Annotated in this window: 22 protein-coding genes and 2 pseudogenes; 13 read left to right on the plus strand and 11 right to left on the minus strand. The window is 64.2% G+C overall.

Annotated features, from left to right (window positions below; translation table 11 throughout):
- Positions 1–33 precede the first annotated feature (33 nt).
- Together IVB27_RS38170 and IVB27_RS38175 are read right to left on the minus strand one after the other, a co-directional pair.
- Positions 34–942, minus strand: coding sequence for a DUF1259 domain-containing protein (locus IVB27_RS38170; protein ID WP_247349926.1), 909 nt, complete (start codon positions 940–942; stop codon positions 34–36).
- Positions 943–959: 17 nt separating this feature from the next.
- Positions 960–1193 (minus strand): hypothetical protein, encoded by a 234-nt coding sequence (locus IVB27_RS38175; protein WP_247349925.1) that lies wholly within the window; start codon positions 1191–1193, stop codon positions 960–962.
- A 480-nt stretch (positions 1194–1673) separates the two neighbouring features.
- Between IVB27_RS38175 and IVB27_RS38180 the strand changes: the two genes are divergently transcribed.
- The 6 genes from IVB27_RS38180 (at position 1674) to IVB27_RS38205 (ending at position 9133) form a co-directional block, all read left to right on the plus strand.
- Positions 1674–2708, plus strand: a complete 1035-nt coding sequence (locus IVB27_RS38180; protein ID WP_247447747.1) for a Cj0069 family protein — start codon at positions 1674–1676, stop codon at positions 2706–2708.
- Positions 2709–2711: 3 nt separating this feature from the next.
- On the plus strand, positions 2712–3308 hold the full coding sequence (locus IVB27_RS38185) for an ABC transporter ATP-binding protein (RefSeq protein WP_247447748.1): 597 nt from the start codon (positions 2712–2714) through the stop codon (positions 3306–3308).
- Positions 3305–4111: an ABC transporter permease gene (locus IVB27_RS38190; protein WP_247447749.1), complete on the plus strand. Its 807-nt coding sequence runs from the start codon at positions 3305–3307 to the stop codon at positions 4109–4111. The genes IVB27_RS38185 and IVB27_RS38190 overlap by 4 nt, the downstream gene beginning before the upstream one ends.
- 107 nt (positions 4112–4218) lie before the next feature.
- Entirely contained in the window at positions 4219–4497 is a 279-nt protein-coding gene (locus IVB27_RS38195) for a metal-sensing transcriptional repressor (protein WP_247447750.1), read from the plus strand.
- Between the two features lie 13 nt (positions 4498–4510).
- A complete protein-coding gene (locus IVB27_RS38200; RefSeq protein WP_247447751.1) occupies positions 4511–5680 on the plus strand; it encodes an efflux RND transporter periplasmic adaptor subunit in 1170 nt (389 codons plus the stop codon).
- A gap of 3 nt (positions 5681–5683) precedes the next feature.
- A complete protein-coding gene (locus tag IVB27_RS38205; RefSeq protein ID WP_247447752.1) occupies positions 5684–9133 on the plus strand; it encodes a CusA/CzcA family heavy metal efflux RND transporter in 3450 nt (1149 codons plus the stop codon).
- Between the two features lie 170 nt (positions 9134–9303).
- Here IVB27_RS38205 and IVB27_RS38210 read toward each other — a convergent pair.
- The 3 genes and pseudogenes from IVB27_RS38210 to IVB27_RS38220 all read right to left on the minus strand — a co-directional run.
- A pseudogene (locus IVB27_RS38210) lies at positions 9304–10026 on the minus strand (MFS transporter); the annotation flags it as partial.
- A gap of 115 nt (positions 10027–10141) precedes the next feature.
- Positions 10142–11512: an NAD(P)-binding domain-containing protein gene (locus IVB27_RS38215; protein WP_247447753.1), complete on the minus strand. Its 1371-nt coding sequence runs from the start codon at positions 11510–11512 to the stop codon at positions 10142–10144.
- A gap of 48 nt (positions 11513–11560) precedes the next feature.
- Positions 11561–11878 (minus strand): ArsR/SmtB family transcription factor, encoded by a 318-nt coding sequence (locus IVB27_RS38220; RefSeq protein ID WP_247350255.1) that lies wholly within the window; start codon positions 11876–11878, stop codon positions 11561–11563.
- A gap of 138 nt (positions 11879–12016) precedes the next feature.
- Here IVB27_RS38220 and IVB27_RS38225 point away from each other — a divergent pair, with 138 nt between their 5' ends.
- The 4 genes and pseudogenes from IVB27_RS38225 (at position 12017) to arsC (ending at position 14064) form a co-directional block, all read left to right on the plus strand.
- Positions 12017–12379, plus strand: coding sequence for an ArsR/SmtB family transcription factor (locus IVB27_RS38225; RefSeq protein WP_247447754.1), 363 nt, complete (start codon positions 12017–12019; stop codon positions 12377–12379).
- Positions 12372–12530 (plus strand): annotated as a pseudogene (locus IVB27_RS38230) (arsenate reductase/protein-tyrosine-phosphatase family protein); the annotation flags it as partial. The gene IVB27_RS38225 and the pseudogene IVB27_RS38230, both read left to right, overlap by 8 nt.
- A gap of 15 nt (positions 12531–12545) precedes the next feature.
- Positions 12546–13601, plus strand: coding sequence for an ACR3 family arsenite efflux transporter (arsB, locus tag IVB27_RS38235; RefSeq protein WP_247447755.1), 1056 nt, complete (start codon positions 12546–12548; stop codon positions 13599–13601).
- Between the two features lie 61 nt (positions 13602–13662).
- The gene (gene arsC, locus IVB27_RS38240) at positions 13663–14064 is read left to right on the plus strand and encodes an arsenate reductase (glutaredoxin) (protein WP_247447756.1); all 402 of its coding nucleotides are present in this window, start codon (positions 13663–13665) and stop codon (positions 14062–14064) included.
- A gap of 14 nt (positions 14065–14078) precedes the next feature.
- Here arsC and IVB27_RS38245 read toward each other — a convergent pair whose 3' ends face one another.
- Positions 14079–14840, minus strand: coding sequence for a hypothetical protein (locus IVB27_RS38245; RefSeq protein WP_247447757.1), 762 nt, complete (start codon positions 14838–14840; stop codon positions 14079–14081).
- Positions 14841–14856: 16 nt separating this feature from the next.
- Entirely contained in the window at positions 14857–15045 is a 189-nt protein-coding gene (locus IVB27_RS38250) for a hypothetical protein (protein WP_247447758.1), read from the minus strand.
- A 255-nt stretch (positions 15046–15300) separates the two neighbouring features.
- Between IVB27_RS38250 and IVB27_RS38255 the strand changes: the two genes are divergently transcribed.
- Entirely contained in the window at positions 15301–16275 is a 975-nt protein-coding gene (locus IVB27_RS38255) for a DUF2336 domain-containing protein (RefSeq protein WP_247447760.1), read from the plus strand.
- Here IVB27_RS38255 and IVB27_RS38260 read toward each other — a convergent pair.
- The 3 genes from IVB27_RS38260 to IVB27_RS38270 all read right to left on the minus strand — a co-directional run bounded on the left by IVB27_RS38260 (position 16272) and on the right by IVB27_RS38270 (position 19263).
- On the minus strand, positions 16272–16616 hold the full coding sequence (locus IVB27_RS38260; RefSeq protein WP_247447761.1) for a DUF1491 family protein: 345 nt from the start codon (positions 16614–16616) through the stop codon (positions 16272–16274). The two genes, IVB27_RS38255 and IVB27_RS38260, sit on opposite strands and share 4 nt — an antisense overlap.
- 69 nt (positions 16617–16685) lie before the next feature.
- Positions 16686–17387 carry a peptidoglycan-binding domain-containing protein gene (locus tag IVB27_RS38265; protein ID WP_247447762.1) on the minus strand — a complete coding sequence of 234 codons (702 nt, stop codon included), beginning with the start codon at positions 17385–17387 and terminating at the stop codon, positions 16686–16688.
- Positions 17380–19263, minus strand: coding sequence for a PAS domain-containing sensor histidine kinase (locus IVB27_RS38270; protein WP_247447764.1), 1884 nt, complete (start codon positions 19261–19263; stop codon positions 17380–17382). Before IVB27_RS38270 ends, IVB27_RS38265 begins: the two co-directional genes overlap by 8 nt.
- Positions 19264–19669: 406 nt before the next feature.
- On the opposite strand from IVB27_RS38270, the gene IVB27_RS38275 reads away from it, so the two are divergent.
- A complete protein-coding gene (locus IVB27_RS38275; protein WP_247447765.1) occupies positions 19670–20095 on the plus strand; it encodes a DUF5330 domain-containing protein in 426 nt (141 codons plus the stop codon).
- A gap of 67 nt (positions 20096–20162) precedes the next feature.
- Positions 20163–20594, plus strand: a complete 432-nt coding sequence (locus tag IVB27_RS38280) for a SufE family protein (protein WP_247349912.1) — start codon at positions 20163–20165, stop codon at positions 20592–20594.
- 136 nt (positions 20595–20730) lie between these two features.
- On the opposite strand, the gene IVB27_RS38285 is transcribed toward IVB27_RS38280, so the two are convergent.
- Positions 20731–21147 carry a Ros/MucR family transcriptional regulator gene (locus IVB27_RS38285; protein ID WP_036005917.1) on the minus strand — a complete coding sequence of 139 codons (417 nt, stop codon included), beginning with the start codon at positions 21145–21147 and terminating at the stop codon, positions 20731–20733.
- Positions 21148–21179: the final 32 nt, after the last annotated feature.

Consider the following 21179-nt stretch of genomic DNA (forward strand, 5'->3'; position numbering starts at 1 on the left):
AGCATAAATGCCAGTGCAAGCCTTCCCATGCCTTCAGCTCTTCGTGCTCGCCGTCTTGTCGAGCGCCGCACGGAGACCTTCAGCAAGCTTGACGGCATCGTCGTTCGCCCAGAAATGCATGAAGAAGAGCCGCGGCTGCTCATCCAGCATGTGGCTGTGCAGTGCCGTCACCTCGATGCCGTGCGTCCGAAGCGCCAGGATGACCGGGTTTACCTCGTCGCTGGTCAGCACGAAGTCGCCGGTGATGGCCGCCTTGCCTTCGCCAACCGGCTGGAAATTGATACCGATTGCGACGCCCATCGCGGCGACGGGGGTCAACAACATGCCGTCTTCCGTTATCGGGTCGCGCCGCTTCACGTTGAACTGGTAGACGCCGCCATTCGCTTTCCCGTTCACTCCGATGATCCGGTCGAGCTTCGCCGTGTCGAGGTCGACGGCAGGTGGCGGGTTCGCCGGCGCCGCGACCGTCAGCGGGGTCTTGCTTTCGGCGAGCGCATCGCGGATCGCGGAGGCCAGCTTGACGGGATCGCCATGGCCGGCGACGTGCATGTAGAACGTTGCCGGGCTCGCACGCAGCAGATGATTGTGCACGGCGGTGATTTCGAGGCCGCTCGCGATCATCTTCGCCATCACTGGATTGATCTCGGTCTCAAGCAGCACAAGGTCGCCCATGACCATTGCGCCGCCATGCGCAGGCTTGAATGCGACCCAGCCGCCCAGCGCCAACGCCGGCTTGATCGTGACGCCGTCCAACGTCACGGAGAGATCGCTGCGGGGAAAGCCGTAACGGCGGACGTCGTCCGAGACGGCAGGCTTGCGGCCCAGGGTCTCGTCCACCTTCTGCCATTCGGCATCTTGGGCGTATGCCCGGATGAAGGGGCCGAAACCAAATGCAAGAAGGCAGATGCCAATGCCGACCATGGCCCAGATGATTCTTTTCATCGTGCTACTCCTCGCCTTCAGTTTCGCTCTTTGATTTGGCCGCTGCTGTCGACGACGAGCGTCACAGCCTTACCGTTCCTCGCCGCCTTTGCGGTGATGCCTTCGGCCGTCGACTTGACATCGCTCACCTGCGAGTAGCCTGCCGCCTGGATCTTGGCGATCAGCTCCTCCTGGGTCAGGGCGTGGACCGGCGACAGCCCGCCCGCGAGCGCCAACAGCAGGACCGTGTGAAAAATTGTGCACCTTCGCATGTTCATTCTCCTGGTTGTGTCCCTGCCCCAGGTGAAGTCCGTTCACGAGCTTGTCCCTATCTGGCGCCCAAGGGGCGCGGCAGGACGCCGGCATCGACGCGCATGTCGACGAGCGTCGGCGCGGCCAACGTGCCGACAGGTCGAGACAATCTGTGGGATGAAATCCGGATGTATGATGACATGCTCGCCCTTGCTGATCAGGACGCGATTCTTGGGCATGTCGCCTCGCGGGGAGATCGCACGTCCCCGAACTCCAAATAAAAACCCGATGGCGGGAGCTGTCAACCGGCGTATGCTTCGGGGGGTCCACCGAAGTCGCCGGCGACCGTCACAAAGAGTTCACCGCTCCACGGAACCGCGCCAGCCACGTCTTGAAACTCGCGGACGGGCTCGCTAGTGTCCTTTGCGTGGGGACAAAGCAGACTCCCCGTGAGGCCTCGGTCCAAGCTCTGCGCAGCACGCCATTCGTGGAGCTTGCGCATGGACACCGAACGACACCCTTCTCACCAACACACCGTCGCCATTCTGTCGCGTGGAGACGCTGCCGCGCGCCGCGACGCGGCGGCGCAAAACAGCCGCTTCGTGCACCTCTTCGAAGCCCTGGCCGCCGTCGGCATCGAGGCACGCCCCGCGATCTACGATGAATGCTTCGCCGAAGAGGTCCGCGAACAATTGCTCGGGGTGGACGGCGTGCTCGTCTGGGTTAACCCCATTCAGGACGGTCGAAGTCGCGCTGGTCTCGACGCATTGCTGCGCGACGTCGCCGCACGGGGCGTGTGGGTCAGCGCTCATCCGGACGTCATTCTCAAGATGGGCACCAAGGAGGTACTCTATCGTACCCGCTCGATAGGGTGGGGATGCGACACCGCTTTATATGAAACCGCCGACGCCATGCGCGCCGAGTTGCCGACACGGCTCGCCACCGGTCCGCGCGTGATCAAGCGTAATCGGGGCAACGGCGGCCAAGGCGTGTGGAAAGTCGAGAGGCTGCCGACCTCCCCGATGATCAGCGTGCTGGACGCGACCAAGGATGGTTCCGAGGAACTGACGCTGGATAGTTTTCTCGGTCGCTGCGCCGAATATTTCGAAAATGGCAGCGTGGTCGATCAGCCATTCCAGCCTCGCTTGAGCGAAGGCGTGGTGCGCTGCTATATGGCGGGCGATCGCTGTGCCGGCTTCGGCTATCACAAAGTCAAAGCCCTGGTTGACTCGCCGGATGCGCGTTCCCAGGCCGGACCGCGGCTCTATACCTCGAACGCAGACTCGCGCTTCCAGCGGCTGCGTGGGTTGATGGAAGACAAGTGGACGCCCCAGCTGACGTCGTTGCTGGATATTCCGCGACTTGACCTGCCTGCGATTTGGGACGCCGACTTCATGCTCGGCCCGGCCCTTCCCGACGGGACCGACAGCTATGTACTCGGTGAGATCAATGTCAGCTCGGTGCATCCTTATCCGGACGAGGCACCGGCGGAGATCGCGAGGCGAGTTGCCGATCGGCTCCGGCGCAAGCTTTGACACATGCTGACGGTCCGCGCGCTCAAGCGCTTGCACATCTCCGTTTCATTCGACTTGCAGGACGGCGAATGTGTCGCCCTGCAAGGGCCCTCTGGCGTAGGGAAGACCCAACTCCTTCGCTCGATCGCGGATCTCGATCCCAACGAAGGAATGGTCAAACTGGACGGAACGCTCAGAGAGGCGATGCCCGCCCCGGCCTGGCGTAAGCGAGTGACCTACCTCGCTGCCGAGCCGGGCTGGTGGTCAGACATCGTGCAAGATCACTTCAGCGGCTGGGATGATGCCTTACCGTTGGTCACGAGACTGGGGTTGCCGTGCAGTTGCGGTCCTTGGCCAGTCCAAAGACTTTCGACTGGCGAGCGACAACGGCTGGGACTGGTGCGGGCGCTGATGCTGCGATCGCGAGTTCTTCTACTGGACGAGCCGACATCGGCCCTCGATTCGGCATCGACGGCGGCTGTGGAATCCTTGATCGCGGAACGCATTTCGAATGGAACGAGTGTCGTTTGGAGCACTCACGACAACGCCCAGGCCCGCCGCGTCGGGTCGAGGGTCCTTGTGATGAATGCCGACGGCGGAATCGAGGAAAATCGGCCGTGAGTTACATTCACTTGGCATACGCCGATTTGGTTCTGCCCGCGCTCCTTGTTGTCATGGACGGCGCCCTCTCGCTCGCTCTCCGCCTCAAGCTTGAAAAGCAGCTGGCCATCGCCACCGTGCGGATGGTGCTTCAGCTGGTGCTCGTTGGATACGTATTGACGTTCCTGTTTGCCGCGGTCTCGCTGCTCTGGACCGCCCTCGCCGCCTTCATCATGGTTCTCTTCGCATCACGGGAAATCGTCGCTCGGCAAAAGCGACGCCTACCGGGTATTTGGAGCTATGGATTAGGGGCGGGATGCATGCTGCTCGCTGCCGGTACCGTCACGATGTTCGCGCTTCTGACTGAGCTCCGCCCGGATCCCTGGTATCATCCGCGCTATGCGCTGCCATTGTTGGGCATGATCCTGGGCAACACCATGACTGGAATAAGCCTGGGCTTGGACGTGCTGACGAATAGCCTGGTGCGCGAACGGGCCGCCGTCGAAGCTTGCCTTGCTCTTGGCGGCACCCGGTATCAGGCGTTGCTGCCGGTCCTGCGGGATGCAATGCGAAGCGGGATGATGCCGACCATCAATGCGATGGCCGCGATCGGCCTTGTCTCTTTGCCGGGGATGATGACCGGTCAAATCCTTGCAGGCGTCGAACCGATAGACGCCGTTAAGTATCAGCTCTTGATCATGTTCTTGATCGCCGGCGGGACGGGATTGGGAACTCTCGCCGCTGTGATGGGAGGCGCTCGCCTTCTGACCGATCACCGACATCGATTGCGCCTCGATCGAATTTCCACCGAAAAGTCCGCTTGAAAGTCTGCGCAGACACACCTCCATGCACCTCACGATGCGGCAATCTGGCCCGACAAGGGGCTTGGCTGCGCGCCCGTCATGGACTCTCCCGGGGGATAGGATTATCCATGACGCAGCACATCCATGAAAGCCATCCGGACATCGTCAAGCGGCTGAAGCGCGCCGAGGGGCACCTGCGCAGGGTCATCTCGATGTTCGATGATGGACGTTCCTGTCTCGACTTGGCCCAGCAGCTTCATGCGGTCGAGAAAGCCATCGCCGAGGCCAAGAAGGCCCTCATCCACGATCACGTCGACCACTGCCTGGATGCGGCTGCCAATGGCGGCTCCGGCAAAACTGCAAAGAATGTCCTCGCCGAGTTCAAGGCGATCTCGCGATATCTTTAGCGTGGAGTTCTCGATGTTTACGGCCACTCGTTCGGCCGCCGCGATCGTGTCGGCCCTGCTTGTCGTAGCTGGCGTCACACCGCAGGCCGTCGCACAGTCCGCGCCGGCAAAGGTCGGCGGCAAGCCGGCCGTCATCGTCATGGACGCCGAGCGCATCAAGCTTGCCGAGATCGAGCTGCGCGAGGCGGGCCCGGCCCCGATCGCGAGACGGTTGATCGTGCCCGGCACCATCGTTCCGGATGCCGGCCTGGTCGCCCACGTCTCCGTCAAGCTCTCCGGCACCGTCGCAGAACTGCGCAAGAACATCGGAGACGATGTCGTCAAGGACGAGGTTCTGGCCGTCCTGGAGAGCCGCGAAGTCGCCGACGCCAAGAGCGAGTATCTTGCGGCGAGGCTCTCCAACGAGCTGCAACAGGATCTGACGGCGCGAGACAAATCCCTGTGGGAAGGCCGCGCAGTTCCCGAGCAACAATACATCAAATCGCGCAACGCCGCGGCACAGAGCGAGATGCGGTTCGGCATTGCCCGCCAGAAGCTGATGGCTCTCGGCGTCATGGATGCCGAGATCGCCGCCTTACCTCAGGCGCCGGATGGCACGCTGCGCAGTCAAAACGTCCGGGCGCCGATCTCCGGCCGCGTCGCCGAACGCAAGGTCGAGCCCGGCACCGCCGTCGGGCGGGATAATCTCGAGACCGAGCTTTTCGTCGTCGTCGATCTGAGCCGGGTATGGGTCGAACTGTCGGTCTCCCCGACCGATCTGCCTCTGGTGAAGGAAGGCCAGCCGGTCGACATCGCGCTGCGGGGACTGGCGGAAGCCGGCGCAGGCAAAATCATGTTCGTCAGCCCCTTGCTCGACAAGGAGACGCGCGCGGCGCGCGTCGTGGCCGCCCTGCCCAATGCGGACGGCGGTTGGCGGCCGGGATCGTTCGTCACGGCGGGCATCGCTGTCGAGCGTCGCGAGGTGGCCGTCGCGGTCCCGTTCACCGCGGTGCAGACGGTCGACGGCCGCAAGGCTGTGTTCGTCCGGACCGGCGAAGGCTTCGAGAAGCGCGACGTTGCGCTCGGGCGCCGGGATGGTCCCCTCATCGAAATCGCCTCGGGACTTTCCGCCGGCGAGACCGTCGCCACCACGAACACGTTTTCGCTCAAGGCCGAACTCTCCAAGTCCGGCGACGAGGACTGAGCGATGATCGAGCGGATCGTCGAATTCTCCGTGCGGCGGCGCTGGCTGGTGCTGCTGGCCACGCTCCTCGCGGCCGCATCGGGCTTCTGGTCCCTGACGCGCCTCCCGATCGACGCCGTGCCCGATGTCACCAACGTCCAGGTCCAGATCAACGCGACTGCGCCGGCCCTCACCCCGGTCGAGATCGAGAAGCAGGTCACCACCGCACTCGAAATCGCGCTCGCCGGCATGCCGGGGCTGGAGGCGACGCGCTCGTTCTCGCGCAACGGTTTTGCGCAGATCACGGCGGTGTTTGCCGACCGCACCAACATCTACTTCGCGCGCCAGCTAGTCCTTGAGCGCATCAACGACGCGAAATCCAACCTGCCTCCCGGCGTCGACGTCAGGATGGGCCCGGTATCGACCGGGCTCGGTGAAATCTACTGGTGGGCGGTCGAGTACGAAAAGCTGGGTGCGTCCGCGCCGGTTCGCGACGGCCAACCGGGCTGGCAGAGCGACGGCAGCTATCTCACGCCCGAAGGCGAGAAGCTCGCGGACGACTTCCAGCGCACCGTTTACTTGCGCACGGTGCAGGACTGGGTCGTCCGCCCGCAGATGAAGACCGTTCCCGGCGTCGCCGGCGCGGACGCCATCGGCGGCTTCGTCAAGCAGTTCCAGGTGCAGCCCGACCCGGCCAGACTGGTCGGCTACGGCCTGTCTTTCAAGCAGGTCATCGAAGCCATCGAAGCCAACAACATCAGCCGCGGCGCGAACTACATCGAGCAGAACGGCGAAGGCTACGTGGTGCGGGCGGCCGGCCGTGTCGAAAATCTCGAAGACATCGCGCAAATCGTGGTGGCGACCCGCAACGGATTCCCGGTTCGGGTCAGGGATTTGGCCGACGTCGCGATCGGAAAGGAATTGCGCACCGGCAGCGCGAGCGTCAACGGACGCGAGGTCGTGCTTGGCACTGCGCTGATGCTGATCGGCGGCAACAGCCGAACCGTGGCGGCAGCGGCCGACGCCCGCATCAAGGAGATCAGCAAGACGCTTCCGCCGGGAATCTTCGCCCACACCGTCCTCAACAGGACGCAGCTCGTCGATGCCACGATCCAGACCGTCGCGAAGAATCTGGCCGAGGGCGCCCTGCTCGTCATCGCCGTGCTCTTCCTGCTGCTCGGCAATTTCCGGGCCGCCCTCGTCACCGCCTGCGTCATCCCGATCACCATGCTGATCACGGCGACGGGCATGCTTCAGGGGCGGATCAGCGCCAATTTGATGAGCCTCGGCGCACTCGATTTCGGCCTGATCGTGGACGGCGCCGTCATCATCGCCGAGAACAGCCTGCGCCATCTTGCCGAACGTCAGCGCGCGCTTGGCCGCGTGCTGTCTCTGGAAGAGCGTCTCGAAACCGTGGAGGTCTCGACGTCGGAGATGATCCGTCCCTCGGTCTACGGCCAGATCATCATCATTCTCGTCTATACGCCTTTGCTCGCGTTCACGGGCGTCGAAGGCAAGACCTTCGAGCCGATGGCCCTGACGGTGATGATCGCGCTGGCCGTGGCTTTCGTGGTCTCGCTGACCTTCGTTCCCGCCGCGGTCGCCATCTCGATTGGCGGCGCGGTCAACGAACGCGAGAACATCCTGGTTCGGACGCTCAAGCGCGGCTACGCTCCGCTGCTCTCGGGCGCCATTGCGAGGCCCCTGCCGGTAGTCGCCGCTGCCGCATTGCTGTTCGGCGGCGCTGCGCTGCTGTTCATGCGGCTCGGTCAGGAGTTCACGCCGACCCTGGACGAGAAGAACATCGTGATGGAGGTGAAGCGCGTGCCGAGCACGGCGCTCGCACAATCGCAGGCGATGCAGCTTCTGATCGAGCGGCAGGTCAGCAAGCTTCCGGAGGTCGCGTTCGTGTTCTCGCGCACGGGTACGCCAGATCTTGCGGCCGATCCGATGCCGCCCAATGCCTCGGACACCTACATCATCGTCAAGCCCGAGGACGAGTGGCCGGATCCCTCCATGACCAAGGAGGACCTGATCAAGAAGATCGAGGCCGAGGCCGGCAAGCTGCCCGGCAACAAGGTCGGTTTTTCGCAGCCGATCGAGATGCGATTCAACGAGCTGATCGCCGGCGTCCGCGAGGACCTCGCCGTCAAAGTCTTCGGCGACGACTTCACCCAGATGCAGAAGACCGCGAGCCAGATCTCCGACGTGGTGCGCAAGATCGACGGCGCGCAAAACGTGAAGGTCGAGGAGACCTCGGGTCTGCCGTTCCTCGAGATCAGGATCGACAAGGCCGAGATTGCGCGGCGCGGCCTCAGTCTGGCAGCCGTGCAGGATCTGGTGCAGACCGCGATCGGCGGCACCGATGCAGGCCTCGTGTTCGAGGGCGACCGCCGCTTTAAGATCGTGGTGCGTCTTGCCGACGCGATGCGCAACGACATCGCAACGCTGGAGGAGTTGCCCATTCCGCTTCCCCGCCCGAGCTCCGATGCGCATGCCGCCTCCATTCCGCTACGCTCGATCGCCTCGTTCGAACAGACCACCGGCTACAACCAGATCAGCCGCGAGAACGGCAAGCGGCGGGTCGTCGCCACCGCGGAGGTGCGCGGACGGGACATCGGGTCGCTGGTCGCCGAAGCTCGGGCGAAGGTTGCCGATGGGGTGAAGCTGCCGCCCGGCAGTTATCTGGGCTGGGGCGGCCAGTTCGAGAATTTTGCAGTCGCCCGTCAGCGCTTGGCTTTCGTTGTCCCCGGCGTCTTCATCCTGATTTATCTCCTGCTGTTCGGCGCGCTGGGCTCGGCTCGTGACGCGCTGCTGGTCTTCAGTGCCGTGCCGCTGGCCCTGACCGGCGGGATCGCGGCCCTGTGGCTGCGCGGCATGCCGTTCTCGATTTCAGCCGCCGTCGGCTTCATCGCATTGTCAGGCGTCGCCGTGTTGAACGGCCTCGTCATGCTGACGCAAATCCGCAAGCTGATCGCTGACGGCGTGGACCCAAGGAGCGCCATCGGCGAAGGCGCGCTGACGCGCTTTCGCCCCGTTGCGATGACCGCTACGCGAGGTTCGCCGTTCCGTTTATACCAACCAGGCGCTCCGATGCGACCCCAGCACCCATCCGGGACCGCGCTGCCGAGTAGCACCTCTGGTCAGTTGCTGGCGACCGCACCCGTCATCTTCTCTGCGCGACCTCACGTCGACTTCGCCCCACCGGGTTGCACGCTCCGTGCCCACAGCAGCGCCAGCGGCCCCAGCGCGATCCCGGCCGAGAGGACAATGAACGCCAGCAGCCAGCCGTTGGCGCTTTGCGGGCCGCCGGCTGCGTCGAGCGCGGCGCCGGTTCCCCAGGCGCCGACAGCCGACAGGCCGAAGCCAACGGTGGAGTGCAAGGCCAGGGTCGCGCCGCGATGTTCGGACACTGCCGCGGCCGACATGCCGGCGGTCAATGCGCCGGAATCGGCCGGCACCGTCAGGCCATAGATCATCAGCAGCAGCGCGAGCAGCCATGCCGGGGCGGTCGCGTTCAGCCCGATGACCAGCGCAACACAAGCCGATGCAATCATCACAATCGTGATTGCCCGATGACGCCCGAACTTCAGCGCAGCCTCGTTGCCGAGGATGCTTGCGGGCATCGAGATCACCGCGAAGCAGAAGCTCAGCACAACGGGGCTCAACCAGGAAGGCGCGCCTTGATGTGAGATGACGAAGGTCCAGAACCCGACCAGCCAGGTGCGAATGCCGTAGAGCTCGAAGCAATGGGCGCCGTAACCGAATATGTATCCGAGCGCCTCGCGATTGGCGAAGACGGGCGCGAAGTTCAAAAGACGTCCCGTCTTCGGCGCGGGGCGCTGCTCCTGCATCAGAAGGCACGCGACAACCATCGCAATGGGACCGAAGCCAGTCACGAGGAAGGCGGTCCGCCACCCCCATTCGTCAGCGATGATCTGCGCCACCAGGAACGAGAGGCCGACACCAACTGAAAAGCTCGACGTGTACAGAGTGACGGCCCGTGAAGTGTCGCCGGCGGGAAGCCGGTCCGTCAGCGCCTTCAGGCCCGGCATGTAGGCGCCCGCAAATCCAAGTCCAGCAAGGGACCAGATCGCAGTCGCGGACCAAAACCCTTGCGCGAAGATTCCGAACGCCAAGGTCGCCAGCCCGCTGAGGATCGAGCCGCAGAGCAGGACGAGTCGCGCATCGATCCGGTCGGTCAACGTCGTCAACACGGGCACCGCGAGCATGTAGCCGAACGCATAACCGCTTGCCATCAGCCCGCCTTCGGCGGCGGAAAGCCCCCAAGCCGGCATCAAATGCTGCGCAAGGTTCGCGGATAGCGTCACATGCTGCAGCAGATTGCCGACCTGGCCGATGCACATCACCGCGATCAGCGACCGACCGCTCAAGTTACGAATGCTGTCCTCCCGCCCCCAAGCCGCAACGGCGCACGAACCACGGTGGGAGAATCTCCCGCTTCACCTGCAAGAACCAAATTCATGAACAACCGCACCCCGAAGCGCCGGCCTTCTTCGCCGTTTCATCGGCCGCGCAACAGGCCGTTGGTTCCTGCTTCGCCGGCCCACCGCAGCATCCCGATGCCGCTTCAGTGGACTCGACGCCACCGCGCGTGCAGACGCCGGTCTCCGGCAGCACGAGCTCCATCCTTGCGGCGGCTTCCTTGTCGCCGGCGAGATCGGCCGCAATCGAGCGGACCTGCTCATACCCTGTCATCATGAGAAAGGTCGGCGCGCGGCCATACGACTTCATGCCCGCCATGTAGAAGCCCGGCTCATCGTGCGAGAGCTCGCGCGCGCCATGCGGGCGCACCGTGCCGCAGCTGTGCTCGTTGGGATCGATGAGCGGCGCCAGGGCGACCGGCGCCTCGATGGCGGGATCGAGCCGCAGGCGCAATTCGGACAGGAACGAAAAATCGGGACGAAAGCCCGTCGAGACGATCAGCTCGTCCACGATCACACTTCGCGCGCCACAACAGGCGCCGGCCGCGATCTCGAGGCAACCTTCGGATTCCGAGAGATGCGTGACGCCGAATTCGGATTCGACCTTGATCTTCCCGGAGGCAACAAGCGCAGCGAAGGCGCTGCCGAGTTCTCCGCGTGCAGCAAGCTTGTCATTCCGGCCGCCGCCAAAAGCCTTCGCGGGATCGGCGCCGCGCAACAGCCAGATACCTTGCGTCCCCGGCGCCTCGTCGGCGAGATGGACGAGATCGATCAGCGTGCCCACCGCGGAATGGCCGGCGCCGAGCACGGCGACGGTCTTCCCGGCATATCTGGCGCGATCGGCGCCCCGCAGATCCGGCATGCCGTAGGCGATGTGGCCGGCGCATTCACGCTCGCCGATCGCCGGCAAGCCGTTGCGGCCCGCCGGATTGGGCGAGAACCATGTGCCTGATGTATCGATCACGGCATCCGCGCGCAGCACTTCCGGACCTCCGCCGTTCTGATAGCGGATTTCGAAGGGCGCCTGCTCTCTTCCCCTGGTCTTCGCCTTGTCGAAACCGACGCGGCTGATGGCCGAGACGCGACTGGATGTCCGGATCACCTCGCGCAGTGGCGTTCGCGTCGCAAGCGGCATCAAATATCGATCAAGCAGTTCGCCACCGGTCGGATAGGCGCTTGGGTCCGGCGAATTCCATCCGGTCGGCGTCAGCAGGCGCGCCGCGGCCTTGTCGATATTGTACTCCCACGGCGAGAAGAGCTGGACATGTTGCCATTGACGCACCGCGTGCGCGGCTTCGTGCCCGGCCTCCAACACGACGGGCGACATGCCGCGTTCGAGCACGTGCGCGGCCGCAGCCAGGCCGACGGGCCCTGCCCCGATGACAGCAACCGTTTTTTCACCGCTCATTCCACTTCTCCCATCATTCTAGAATTATCGAATAATTAGACCAAAAAATCACGCCGCCGTTTTGGCATTCTTGCATTCGGTTTCGTCGGCACAGCATTCGGACACCAGGAAGTCCACCAAGCCACGCATGCCGTCGTAGTTTGCGTGACAGACCAGGGTCGTGGATTCCCGAACCTGACTGATGAGCCCGACCGCGACCAGAGACTTGATGTGATGGGACAGCGTCGATGCGGGGATCTTCAGCTTGTCCTGCAAGCGACCGACGGGCATGCCCGATCGTCCAGCCCGGACCAGGGCCCGGTAAATCTGAAGCCGTGTCCGGTTGCCCAAGGCTTCCAGGCGTGCTGCTGCGTCGTCAATCTTCATGGGTGCCATCATGCGCCGATCGCCAATTACTGTCAACGGTATTTCTAGAAAGTTCGAAATACCACTTCGATCAATCTGTGTGGAGCGGCACGGATTTCCGGATTGACTTTCCCTCGATATTTCCATAAATCTGGATATATGGAAATCGAAGAGGCCGTTCTTGCGCTCGCAGCCCTCTCGCAGTCGACCCGTCTGGAGGCCTTCCGGACGCTCGTCAGGCACGAGCCCGACGGCCTTCCGGCCGGCGATCTCGCCCGCCTGCTGGAAGTCCCGCCGAACACGCTGTCGGCCCATCTGTCGATCCTGACACGCGCGCGCCTTGTCACCTCCGAGCGACACAGCCGCTCGATCGTCTACCGCGCCAACCTCGCCGAATTCCGGGACGTTGCGGTCTTCCTGCTCCGGGATTGCTGCGGCGGGCGGCCGGAAGTTTGCGAGCCGGTCGTCGATAGCCTTCAAGCCTGCTGCTCGCCAAAACGAAAGGAGCGAAGCCGTGCCTGACCAGATGTTCAATGTGCTGTTCCTGTGCACCGGCAATTCGGCGCGCTCGAGCTTCGCCGAGTCGATCCTCCGCAAGGACGGTGCCGGCCGGTTTCGGGCGTTCTCCGCCGGCAGCAGGCCGAAAGCCGCGGCGCATCCGCTGGCGCTGCGCGATGTGGCGTAGCCCATGGGACTCTTCGAACGATACCTTACTCTCTGGGTTGCGCTTTGCATCGTGGCCGGCGTAGCGCTGGGACATGTCTTGCCAGGCTTCTTTGCTGCGGTCGCGACCGCTGAGGTTGCCAAGGTCAACCTGCCGGTTGCGGCGCTCATCTGGCTCATGATCGTGCCGATGCTGCTGAAGATTGATTTCGGCTCATTGGGCCAAGTCCGTGAGCATTGGCGCGGCGTGGGCGTTACCCTTTTCATCAACTGGGCCATAAAGCCATTCTCGATGGCGCTGCTGGGCTCGTTCTTCATCGGCCATGTGTTCGCACCGATGCTGCCAGCGGGCCAGATCTCGTCCTACATCGCGGGCCTGATCCTGCTGGCCGCCGCGCCTTGCACCGCCATGGTGTTCGTATGGTCCAACCTGTGCGAAGGCGAGCCTCACTACACTTTGAGCCAAGTCGCGCTCAACGACGTGATCATGGTTTTCCTGTTCGCGCCGCTCGTGGGACTGCTGCTCGGAGTGGCCTCCATCAGCGTCCCCTGGGGCACGTTGCTCCTGTCAGTCTTGCTATACATCGTGGTCCCCGTGATCGTCGCGCAAGTGTGGCGAAGGGTGCTGCTGCAAAAGGGGGGAGCTGCATTCGCCCGCAGCCTGCGGACGCTGCAACCTCTTTCGCTCGTTGCGCTTCTGGCGACGTTGGTTCTCCTATTCGGCTTTCAGGGAGAGCAGATCGTCAAGCAGCCGGGCGTGATCGCGATCCTCGCGGTGCCGATCCTCGTCCAGGTTTATTTCAATGCGGGCCTGGCGTATTGGCTCAGCCGGCGGTTTGGCGTGGCCTGGTGCGTCGCCGCTCCAGCAGCGCTGATCGGCGCGAGCAACTTCTTCGAGTTGGCAGTCGCTGCCGCGATCAGCTTGTTCGGTCTGGACTCCGGCGCAGCGCTTGCAACTGTGGTCGGCGTTCTTGTCGAAGTACCGGTGATGCTATCCGTCGTCCGCATCGTGAAGGCGACCAGAGGCTGGTACGAGGCAGGCGCTGGCAAGGCGGCCACTGCGGTTGAGGTTCGGCAATGACGACACTATCTATTCGCTGTGCCGACGTGCGCGAGCCCGCAACTGTCGTGGAGGCCCGATCATGAGCGTCACGATCTATCACAATCCCGCCTGCGGCACCTCGCGCAACACGCTGGCGATGATCCGGCAGAGCGGCGCCGAGCCCGTCGTCATCGAATATCTGAAGACGCCGCCATCCCGCGAAACATTGATCGAGTTGGTCAAGGCCCTGGGCATCTCCGCTCGCGCGCTGCTGCGGGAGAAAGGCACGCCCTATCGCGATCTCGGCCTCGACGACCCGAAATGGACGGACGACGAGCTGATCGACCAGATGCTCGCGCACCCCATTCTGATCAACCGCCCGATCGTGTTGACGCCCAAGGGCGCGCGATTGTGCCGGCCCTCGGAAGCCGTCATCGATCTCCTGGACAATCCCGTCGGCCGGTTCGTGAAAGAGGATGGCGAGGTGGTCGAGGCCAAGTAGGTTCGCGAGAAATTCTAGCCCTTGGAGACGACCGCGCGGCCGTACGGCGGCTGGGCCGCGACCGGCGGGTTGGCGGTCTGGGCGGCGAGTTCGCCGATCAGCCGATCGGCATCGGCGGCCATGCCGTCGGGCGCCTGGATCACCAGCCGCTCCAGACCCCAGCGATACGACGAGACGCGCTGCTCGAGGCATTGCTGCACCCACTGGATGATCAGCGAATTCTCCTGCATGCGCTCGACCGCGTCCTCCTTCTCCTTCGGCGAGAGGCTGGAGACGCGCGCCATGCTGGCGTTGCGCTTCTTGTCGAGGTCGATGACGCGGATCGCGGAGCCGAAGAACGGCTCGAAGCGGGTGATGTCGTTGCGCACGTCCTCGATCAGCTGCGCATAGCGCGAGGAATGCGAACGGTGCGGCTCGTCGATCAGCGTGCGTCCGTACATGGTGCGGTCGAACACGATCTTTTGCCGCCAGGGCGAGGGCAGCGCTTTGTAGTCGCCGAACACGCTCTTCCAGGCGGGCCGCGACAGTGGCGGCTCGATCAGGGGATAGGCGAGGTCGCGAAGCTGGCGCTCTTCGTCGGTGAGCTGGAATTGCGACGGCTTCAGGCCGACGCTGGAGGTGACTTCAGCGCCCAGCCAGCGATGCATGTCGTCGCTGCGCATGTCGGCGCGGGTCCGGCCGAAATCACCGCCACTACAGGCGGCGAGCGCAGCGCCCAGCGATACGAGCAGGATGGCCGTTACGACAGGCCGGATCTGGCGGAGGTTTTCCGGCATTGCAAAAGGCCGGATGTTAGCGGCGACGACGACGGCGCCCCGGCGCGGTGCCCTGCTCCGGCCCGTGATCGCCGCTGGGCTCGTCGCTCTCGCGCTCGATGCGGATCACGGGGAGAATCAGAATCGTTCCCATGTCCACGTGCGGAGCCACGTCATCCGACGCGCCCACCCGGCGACCGGCCGGAAATTCGATAATGGTCCCCATAATCCGCTCTCTATCAATTGCCGCGCGACCCGGCGCGCTTATGCAACATGCATTCATTAAGATCAGTTCATGGTTAACGGTGTGTAAACGCGCCGGCCGGACCGTAACCGCACGGGCCGGACCTTCCGTCCCCTTGCGGCACGGGAACGCTTCAAAACGCGCGTTGGGCTTCACGCCTCGTTTTCCTTAACGAGCCTTTAAAGGAGCCCGCGATAGGCTGGCCGCCAGTATCTTTTCCAGGTCGCGTATCTCTCCATGACCAAGTCGCTGTTTCCAGGATTCGACGGGCTGATGTCCCTCTCCCGTCGCGAAGGCGTCGATGTTCGTCCGACGCTGCTGCGCGTGCTGACCGACCTCTATGTTCAGTCGAGCACCCACAGCGACGACGAGCAGCGCCAGTTCGTCGAGCTTGCCATGCGGTTGATCGACCAGGTCGACGACGCGACGCGCGCGGCCGTCAAGGCGCGGCTTGCGATCTATCCCTCGACGCCCGCCCCGATCATGCAGAAGCTCGGACTGTCGGCCGCGGAGGAGGGCCGCAGGGTTCCGCTTGCGCGCGAAATCCCGGTAGCTCCGCCTGCCCCCTCCCCGGTTCGCACGCCAACCGAGGCCGAGCAGCGCATGGCCTCGAACATGGCGATGCAGCCAAAGGACGCGGCCGAGATCCACGACATGTTCTTCCGCGCCGGCGCCTCCGAGCGCGCGCTGATCCTGCACAATCTGGCGCAGACCCCGCTGAAGGCCGCGCCGCGGATTCCGACCGTGCGTGCCAAGCGCGCGATCCAGATACTGGAGATGGCGGCGATCGCGGGCGATGTCGAGAATTTCACCTTCGAGCTCGGCGACAGCCTGATCCTGCCCTCGCGCGTCGCAGCCCAGATCGTCGACGATGCAAGCGGCGAAGCGCTCGCTGTCGCGGCGCGCGCGCTCGACATGCCGACTCCGGTGTTCCAGCGCATCTTGCTGTTCTTCAAGCCGGAGATCGGCAACTCCGTGACCGACGTGTACCGGCTGTCGCGGCTCTACGATCGCCTCAGCGATCGCTCGGCGCTGGTGTTGCTGGCCGCCTGGCGCGGCTCGACACTCGCCGTCACCCGCGCGAAGTACCAGCCGTCGCTGCATGACAGCGATCGTCAGCGCGCGCGTGCGGGCGCAAGCCAGACGCGCCCGGGCGTGCAGCCCGGCTCCGCGCCTGCGGTGCGGACGGGCACCGACGGGTCGGATCGTTAGGCCTTCGCCAGCTCGAGGAAATGCCGCCCGGCGCGGTCTTCGGTCTCGACGATCCAGACGTCCTGATCGAAGCGGATTTCCTTGGTCAGCCGTTCCTCGATGGTGTGCTCAGGCAAGGGCTGCGGCGCAACCGGCACGAAGAAGCGATCGACCGGCCGGCCATCGTCATAGACGGTCTGCGGCGCCGGTGCGTAGAGCATCGCATTGCCGTCGAGCAGCGACACCTTCACGAACACCGCGCCCGCCTCCTCGGCCCCGCGACGGCGCACCGCGCCGAACACGCCCTCGGTCTGGCACCGGCGCAGATAGGCTGAGACCCAGATGTTTGATTTTAATCGCATGGGCGCACGATAGGCCAGGGCTGCAATGAGCACCAGCCTTCGGGCTTCGGACCCTGCGAAGCCTGATGCTTATTCGACGGGGTGGCCGATCGCGGCGCCGAGCTCGCGCAGCAGGCGGTCGGACACCTGACCGGTGACCTGCATCTTGTGCTCGCGCTCGAATTTCTGGATCGCGGACTGGGTCTCGCCGCTCATCGCGCCCGTGACCTTCAAATTCCCGTAGCCGTATTCGGACAGCGCGCGCTGCACACCGGCGATACGCCGCCCAGCCGGGCTCTGCTGCACCGGAATCGGCGCGGGCGGACGCGCGATGGCGACGGACGGCGGCACCGACGCCGTTTGCTTGACCAGATTGGTCATGGGATCGCCTGAGCGCGGCGTCGATGCGGTCGCCTCAACCGGCTTCTCCGGCGCCTTCTCCGCAGGTCTGGGCTCGGCACGAAACTCCGTCGCTCTCGGCTCGAGCGGCGAGGTATCGGCGCCGACGGGACGCGGACGCGGCAAGGGGTTCGACAACGGCAGGGATGACGGCGCAGGAAGATTGATCACGGTGCCGAACATCGGCGCCGGATGCCGGCCGGTCTGGAGGAACAGCGCATTGGCAACGATCGCGGTGATGGCGGCAACGGCGACGAGACCGGCCAGGGTATCCTTGGGGCTGTGCAGCAGCACGCGCACCACGAGATTGCGCTCGGTTTCGACGTCGATCACCGCGGCCTTGGCGCCACGTCGGCGCGGAGCGGCTTCGTCCTTGGCAGACTTTTTAGGCACTTTTCTTCACCAGAGCGGGTTGGTCCTGAACTTGGTCGTGAGATTCTTGACGCGGCACCGGCGTTAGCGTCGCGATCTTGCTCTCGCTCGCCTCAGACGTCTTTTGATCGGAAGACGTCTTTTGATCAGAAGTCTTGGCCTGGGGCGGCGTGTAGACGAGCGGCAGCTTGACGGTGACGGCGGTGCCCTCGCCAAGCCTGCTTTGTACCGTCAATTCGCCGAGATGCAACGCCACGAGGCTCTTCACGATCGAAAGTCCGAGGCCGGTTCCTTCGTGACGGCGCTGATAAGTCTTGCCGGCCTGGAAGAACGGCGCGCCGACGCGCTTGAGATCGTCAGGCGCGATGCCGATTCCGGTGTCGTTGATGCCGAGCGCAAGCTGCGAGCCCGACACCGCGGCTGTTACGGTGACCTGACCGCCGCGCTCGGTGAATTTGATGGCGTTGGCGACGAGGTTGAGCACGATCTGCTTGAAGGCGCGCGGATCGCCGGTCATGAAAGGCAGGTCCTGCGGCGCATCGGTGACAAGATCGACGCCGTTCTCCCGCGCCTTCAGCGCCAGCAGATTGCAGCAATGCATCAGCGATGCACGCGGCGCGAACGGCTCGGAGGCAATCTCGAAATTGCCCGATTCCATCTTGGACATGTCCAGGATGCCGTTGACGACCGAGAGCAGATGCTGGCCGGAATCGTTGATGAGCTGGGCGTATTCCCTGCGCTGGGCCGCGCCCAGCATCAAGGTCTGCTCCTGCGCGATCATCTCGGAGAAGCCGATGATGGCGTTGAGCGGCGTGCGCAGTTCGTGGCTCATGGTGGCGAGGAAGCGCGTCTTGGCGGCGTCGGCCTCCTCGGCGGCGCTGCGCGCCCGATCGAGCGCCTGCTCGGAAAGCTTGCGGTCGGTGACATCGCGCATCACGGCGACGACATCGGCCTCGCGCGTGGCATCACGGCCCGCATCCTGATCGAGCGGGCGACAGCGCAACTCGACCCAGATGAAATCAATTTGGCCACGCTCCGAGCCGACAGGCTCCCGCCGCAACCGGAACTCGACACTGCGCACGTCGCCGCGCGCGGCATCGGACAGCGCCGTCAGATACGCCGGACGATCGGCGACATGGACCCGGTCGAACAGGCCGTGGCCGAGCAGTTGCGCGACGGGCACGCCGAGCATGGCTTCCACCGCCGGCGAGATGAACTGCACCGCGCCGTTGCGCCGATGCCGCGAGATGACGTCGCTCATGTTCCGCGCCAGCAGGCGGTAACGCTCTTCCTCACGCGACAGCAGCGCAAAGCTGGTGCGCGCGAGCGATTCCGCCCCGAACGCGAGGCCTGCGGCATAGAGGGTCGCCGAGGCGACGCCGAACGCCATCAGCACGCCGCGCTCCGCGGCGCTGGTGTCGCCAATCGGCAGCCAGCCGAGCTGGCCGACAAGGATGAGGATGCCGGCGCAGGACAGTGCAAGCAGCGAGGCAAAGGCCGCGACACGGCGCGAGGCCGACAACGCAGCTTCGAGGGGAACCACGACCAGCCAGATCGCGGCGAATGATTCGATGCCGCCGGTCGTAACCGCAACCGCCAAGATCAGGCCCGCGAGCGCCAGCGACGACAGCACATGCGCGCCTTCATAGCGCCCGGTGCGCGACAGGAACCAGGACAACAGGATCGGCGCGATCAGCCAGGCGAAGGCGGCGACCTCGATTGCGCTCGGCGCGCCGCGCATGGCGAGATAGACCGGGAATGCGGCAAAGGCGGCCAGGCTGCCGAGCAGACGCGGCAACATGAAGGCACGATGGCGTGCTCGCGTCAGCGCGTCGTAACGCGCGGAGGGATGCAGCAGCGCATCGAGACAATCGCGGATGATACTCAAAACTGTCACGGATCTCGCGCTTCGGCTTACTCGTCGAGAAGACGTGCCGGAACGCCTCTCCTTATCGTGAGGTCACCGTGTCAGAGCGACCTTAAACGAACACTAAGGCGATGCGGCGTGCCGCCGGACACCGTGTCATCGCGGGGCTTTTTAGACGATTTGACGACGTCATCGGCAAGGATGGTGAACGCAGGGTTTCACCGTGATCCGCATGGTTTCGAAATGGTGATTGGGCGTGCCGGCAGAATCACGGGCATAGGCGTCAATCGAAAATTTACGAGACCGTCGATTTCGAAGATTTTTGCGTAAATTTTCTGCGAATTAAGCGGAAGGCAATCACTTGCGATTTATCGAGAGTTGCTAGGTCCGACATCCGCGGAGATGCCGCGGCGGGATCTAACATACAGGTCGCAAGATGCGCTTTCTGCTTCGCATCACATTCTGGCTCGGGCTGGTGCTGGTGCTCCTGCCGCGGGACAAGACGCCCGAATCGGACAAGCTGCCGCAGATCGGCGCCGCCGACGCGGTGCAGGCTGCGACCGCGGCCGTCTCCGACATGACCCAGTTCTGCAAGCGCCAGCCCGCGGCCTGCGAGGTCGGCGGACAGGCCGCGACCATCATCGGCCAGCGCGCACAGGACGGCGCGCGCAAGATCTACCAGATCATCAACGACAAGAAAGAGCAGCTCGAGAAGCCCGACAAGAAGGCGCCCGACCACACCGGCTCGATCGCGCTGGCCGGCGAAGGCGACACTGCTACGAGCGAAGCCCCGGGCGACACCCTATCCCAGGACGACCTTGCGCTGGAATGGCGCGGCCCGCCGCCTGCGCCAGCGAATTAGCCCCCAAACCCTATCGATTTCACGGCCTTGCGTCCCTATATTGGCCTGAACGGGAACACGGGCCAGCATGACGACGATCGACGAAATCAGGGACAATTTCGAGATTCTGGACGAGTGGGACGACCGCTACCGGTACGTCATCGAGCTCGGCCGCACCCTGGAACCGATGTCCGAGGCTGAGCATTCGGCCGAGAACAAGGTGAATGGCTGTGTCAGCCAGGTCTGGCTCCAGAAGCTGATCGATCATCGCCATGGCGGCGCGCCGATCCTGAAATATCGCGGCGACAGTGACGCCCACATCGTGCGCGGGCTGGTCGCGATCGTGCTGTCGCTTTACTCCGGCCGCACGCCGCAGGAGATTCTTGCGACTGACGCCATTGCCGTGTTCGACGAGTTCGGCTTTCGCGATCATCTGACGCCACAGCGTTCCAACGGCCTGCGCTCGATGGTCGAGCGTATCAAGACCGACGCGAAAGAAGCGCTCGCGGAAGCGTCCTGAGGACCCTCATGGTGAGGAGCGCGGAACGCGCGTCTCGAACCATGACGGCCCCGCTCTCGCCCGCGGCCGTCCTTCGAGACGCCCGCTTTGCGGGCTCGTCAGGATGAGGGCCGAGTGAGCTGATGTAACAGCGGCTCTACTTCCGCTTCCGCTGCTGCTGCCCCAGTCCCATCTGCTTCGCAAGCTGCGAGCGGGCCACCGCATAGTTCGGCGCGACCATGGGATAGTCGGCAGGCAGGCCCCATTTCTCGCGGTATTGCTCCGGCGTCATGTTGTACTGGGTGCGCAGATGGCGCTTTAGCGACTTGAAGCGCTTGCCGTCTTCCAGACAGACCAGATAATCCGGCGCGATCGACTTCTTCAGCGAGACCGCCGGCTTCGCCGGCTCGAGCGGCGCTGTCTCGGTGCGGCCTGACGACACCCGCACCAGGGCACCGTGCACCTGGCTGATCAGGTTCGGAATCTCAGCCGCAGGCGTCGGATTGTTGCTGAGATAGGCCGACACGATGCTCGCCGTCAGCTCAATGAAATTCTTAGCCCCGGCATCCGACATGGGCCCGACCTTTCTCGACCTTGCGTCTCACG

It is taken from the genome of Bradyrhizobium sp. 197, from assembly GCF_023073375.1.
Classification (GTDB): Bacteria; Pseudomonadota; Alphaproteobacteria; order Rhizobiales; family Xanthobacteraceae; genus Bradyrhizobium.

What these genes read in the sequence shown, in the direction of transcription:
- IVB27_RS38250 (WP_247447758.1), bottom strand. Translation starts at nt 15,045, where the DNA reads ATGGGGACCATTATCGAATTTCCGGCCGGTCGCCGGGTGGGCGCGTCG.
- IVB27_RS38280 (WP_247349912.1), top strand. Translation starts at nt 20,163, where the DNA reads ATGACGACGATCGACGAAATCAGGGACAATTTCGAGATTCTGGACGAG.
- IVB27_RS38185 (WP_247447748.1), top strand. Translation starts at nt 2,712, where the DNA reads ATGCTGACGGTCCGCGCGCTCAAGCGCTTGCACATCTCCGTTTCATTC.
- IVB27_RS38275 (WP_247447765.1), top strand. Translation starts at nt 19,670, where the DNA reads ATGCGCTTTCTGCTTCGCATCACATTCTGGCTCGGGCTGGTGCTGGTG.
- arsB (WP_247447755.1), top strand. Translation starts at nt 12,546, where the DNA reads ATGGGACTCTTCGAACGATACCTTACTCTCTGGGTTGCGCTTTGCATC.
- IVB27_RS38255 (WP_247447760.1), top strand. Translation starts at nt 15,301, where the DNA reads ATGACCAAGTCGCTGTTTCCAGGATTCGACGGGCTGATGTCCCTCTCC.
- IVB27_RS38200 (WP_247447751.1), top strand. Translation starts at nt 4,511, where the DNA reads ATGTTTACGGCCACTCGTTCGGCCGCCGCGATCGTGTCGGCCCTGCTT.
- IVB27_RS38225 (WP_247447754.1), top strand. Translation starts at nt 12,017, where the DNA reads ATGGAAATCGAAGAGGCCGTTCTTGCGCTCGCAGCCCTCTCGCAGTCG.
- arsC (WP_247447756.1), top strand. Translation starts at nt 13,663, where the DNA reads ATGAGCGTCACGATCTATCACAATCCCGCCTGCGGCACCTCGCGCAAC.
- IVB27_RS38245 (WP_247447757.1), bottom strand. Translation starts at nt 14,840, where the DNA reads ATGCCGGAAAACCTCCGCCAGATCCGGCCTGTCGTAACGGCCATCCTG.
- IVB27_RS38175 (WP_247349925.1), bottom strand. Translation starts at nt 1,193, where the DNA reads ATGCGAAGGTGCACAATTTTTCACACGGTCCTGCTGTTGGCGCTCGCG.
- IVB27_RS38170 (WP_247349926.1), bottom strand. Translation starts at nt 942, where the DNA reads ATGAAAAGAATCATCTGGGCCATGGTCGGCATTGGCATCTGCCTTCTT.
- IVB27_RS38180 (WP_247447747.1), top strand. Translation starts at nt 1,674, where the DNA reads ATGGACACCGAACGACACCCTTCTCACCAACACACCGTCGCCATTCTG.
- IVB27_RS38205 (WP_247447752.1), top strand. Translation starts at nt 5,684, where the DNA reads ATGATCGAGCGGATCGTCGAATTCTCCGTGCGGCGGCGCTGGCTGGTG.
- IVB27_RS38215 (WP_247447753.1), bottom strand. Translation starts at nt 11,512, where the DNA reads ATGAGCGGTGAAAAAACGGTTGCTGTCATCGGGGCAGGGCCCGTCGGC.
- IVB27_RS38220 (WP_247350255.1), bottom strand. Translation starts at nt 11,878, where the DNA reads ATGAAGATTGACGACGCAGCAGCACGCCTGGAAGCCTTGGGCAACCGG.
- IVB27_RS38260 (WP_247447761.1), bottom strand. Translation starts at nt 16,616, where the DNA reads ATGCGATTAAAATCAAACATCTGGGTCTCAGCCTATCTGCGCCGGTGC.
- IVB27_RS38195 (WP_247447750.1), top strand. Translation starts at nt 4,219, where the DNA reads ATGACGCAGCACATCCATGAAAGCCATCCGGACATCGTCAAGCGGCTG.
- IVB27_RS38285 (WP_036005917.1), bottom strand. Translation starts at nt 21,147, where the DNA reads ATGTCGGATGCCGGGGCTAAGAATTTCATTGAGCTGACGGCGAGCATC.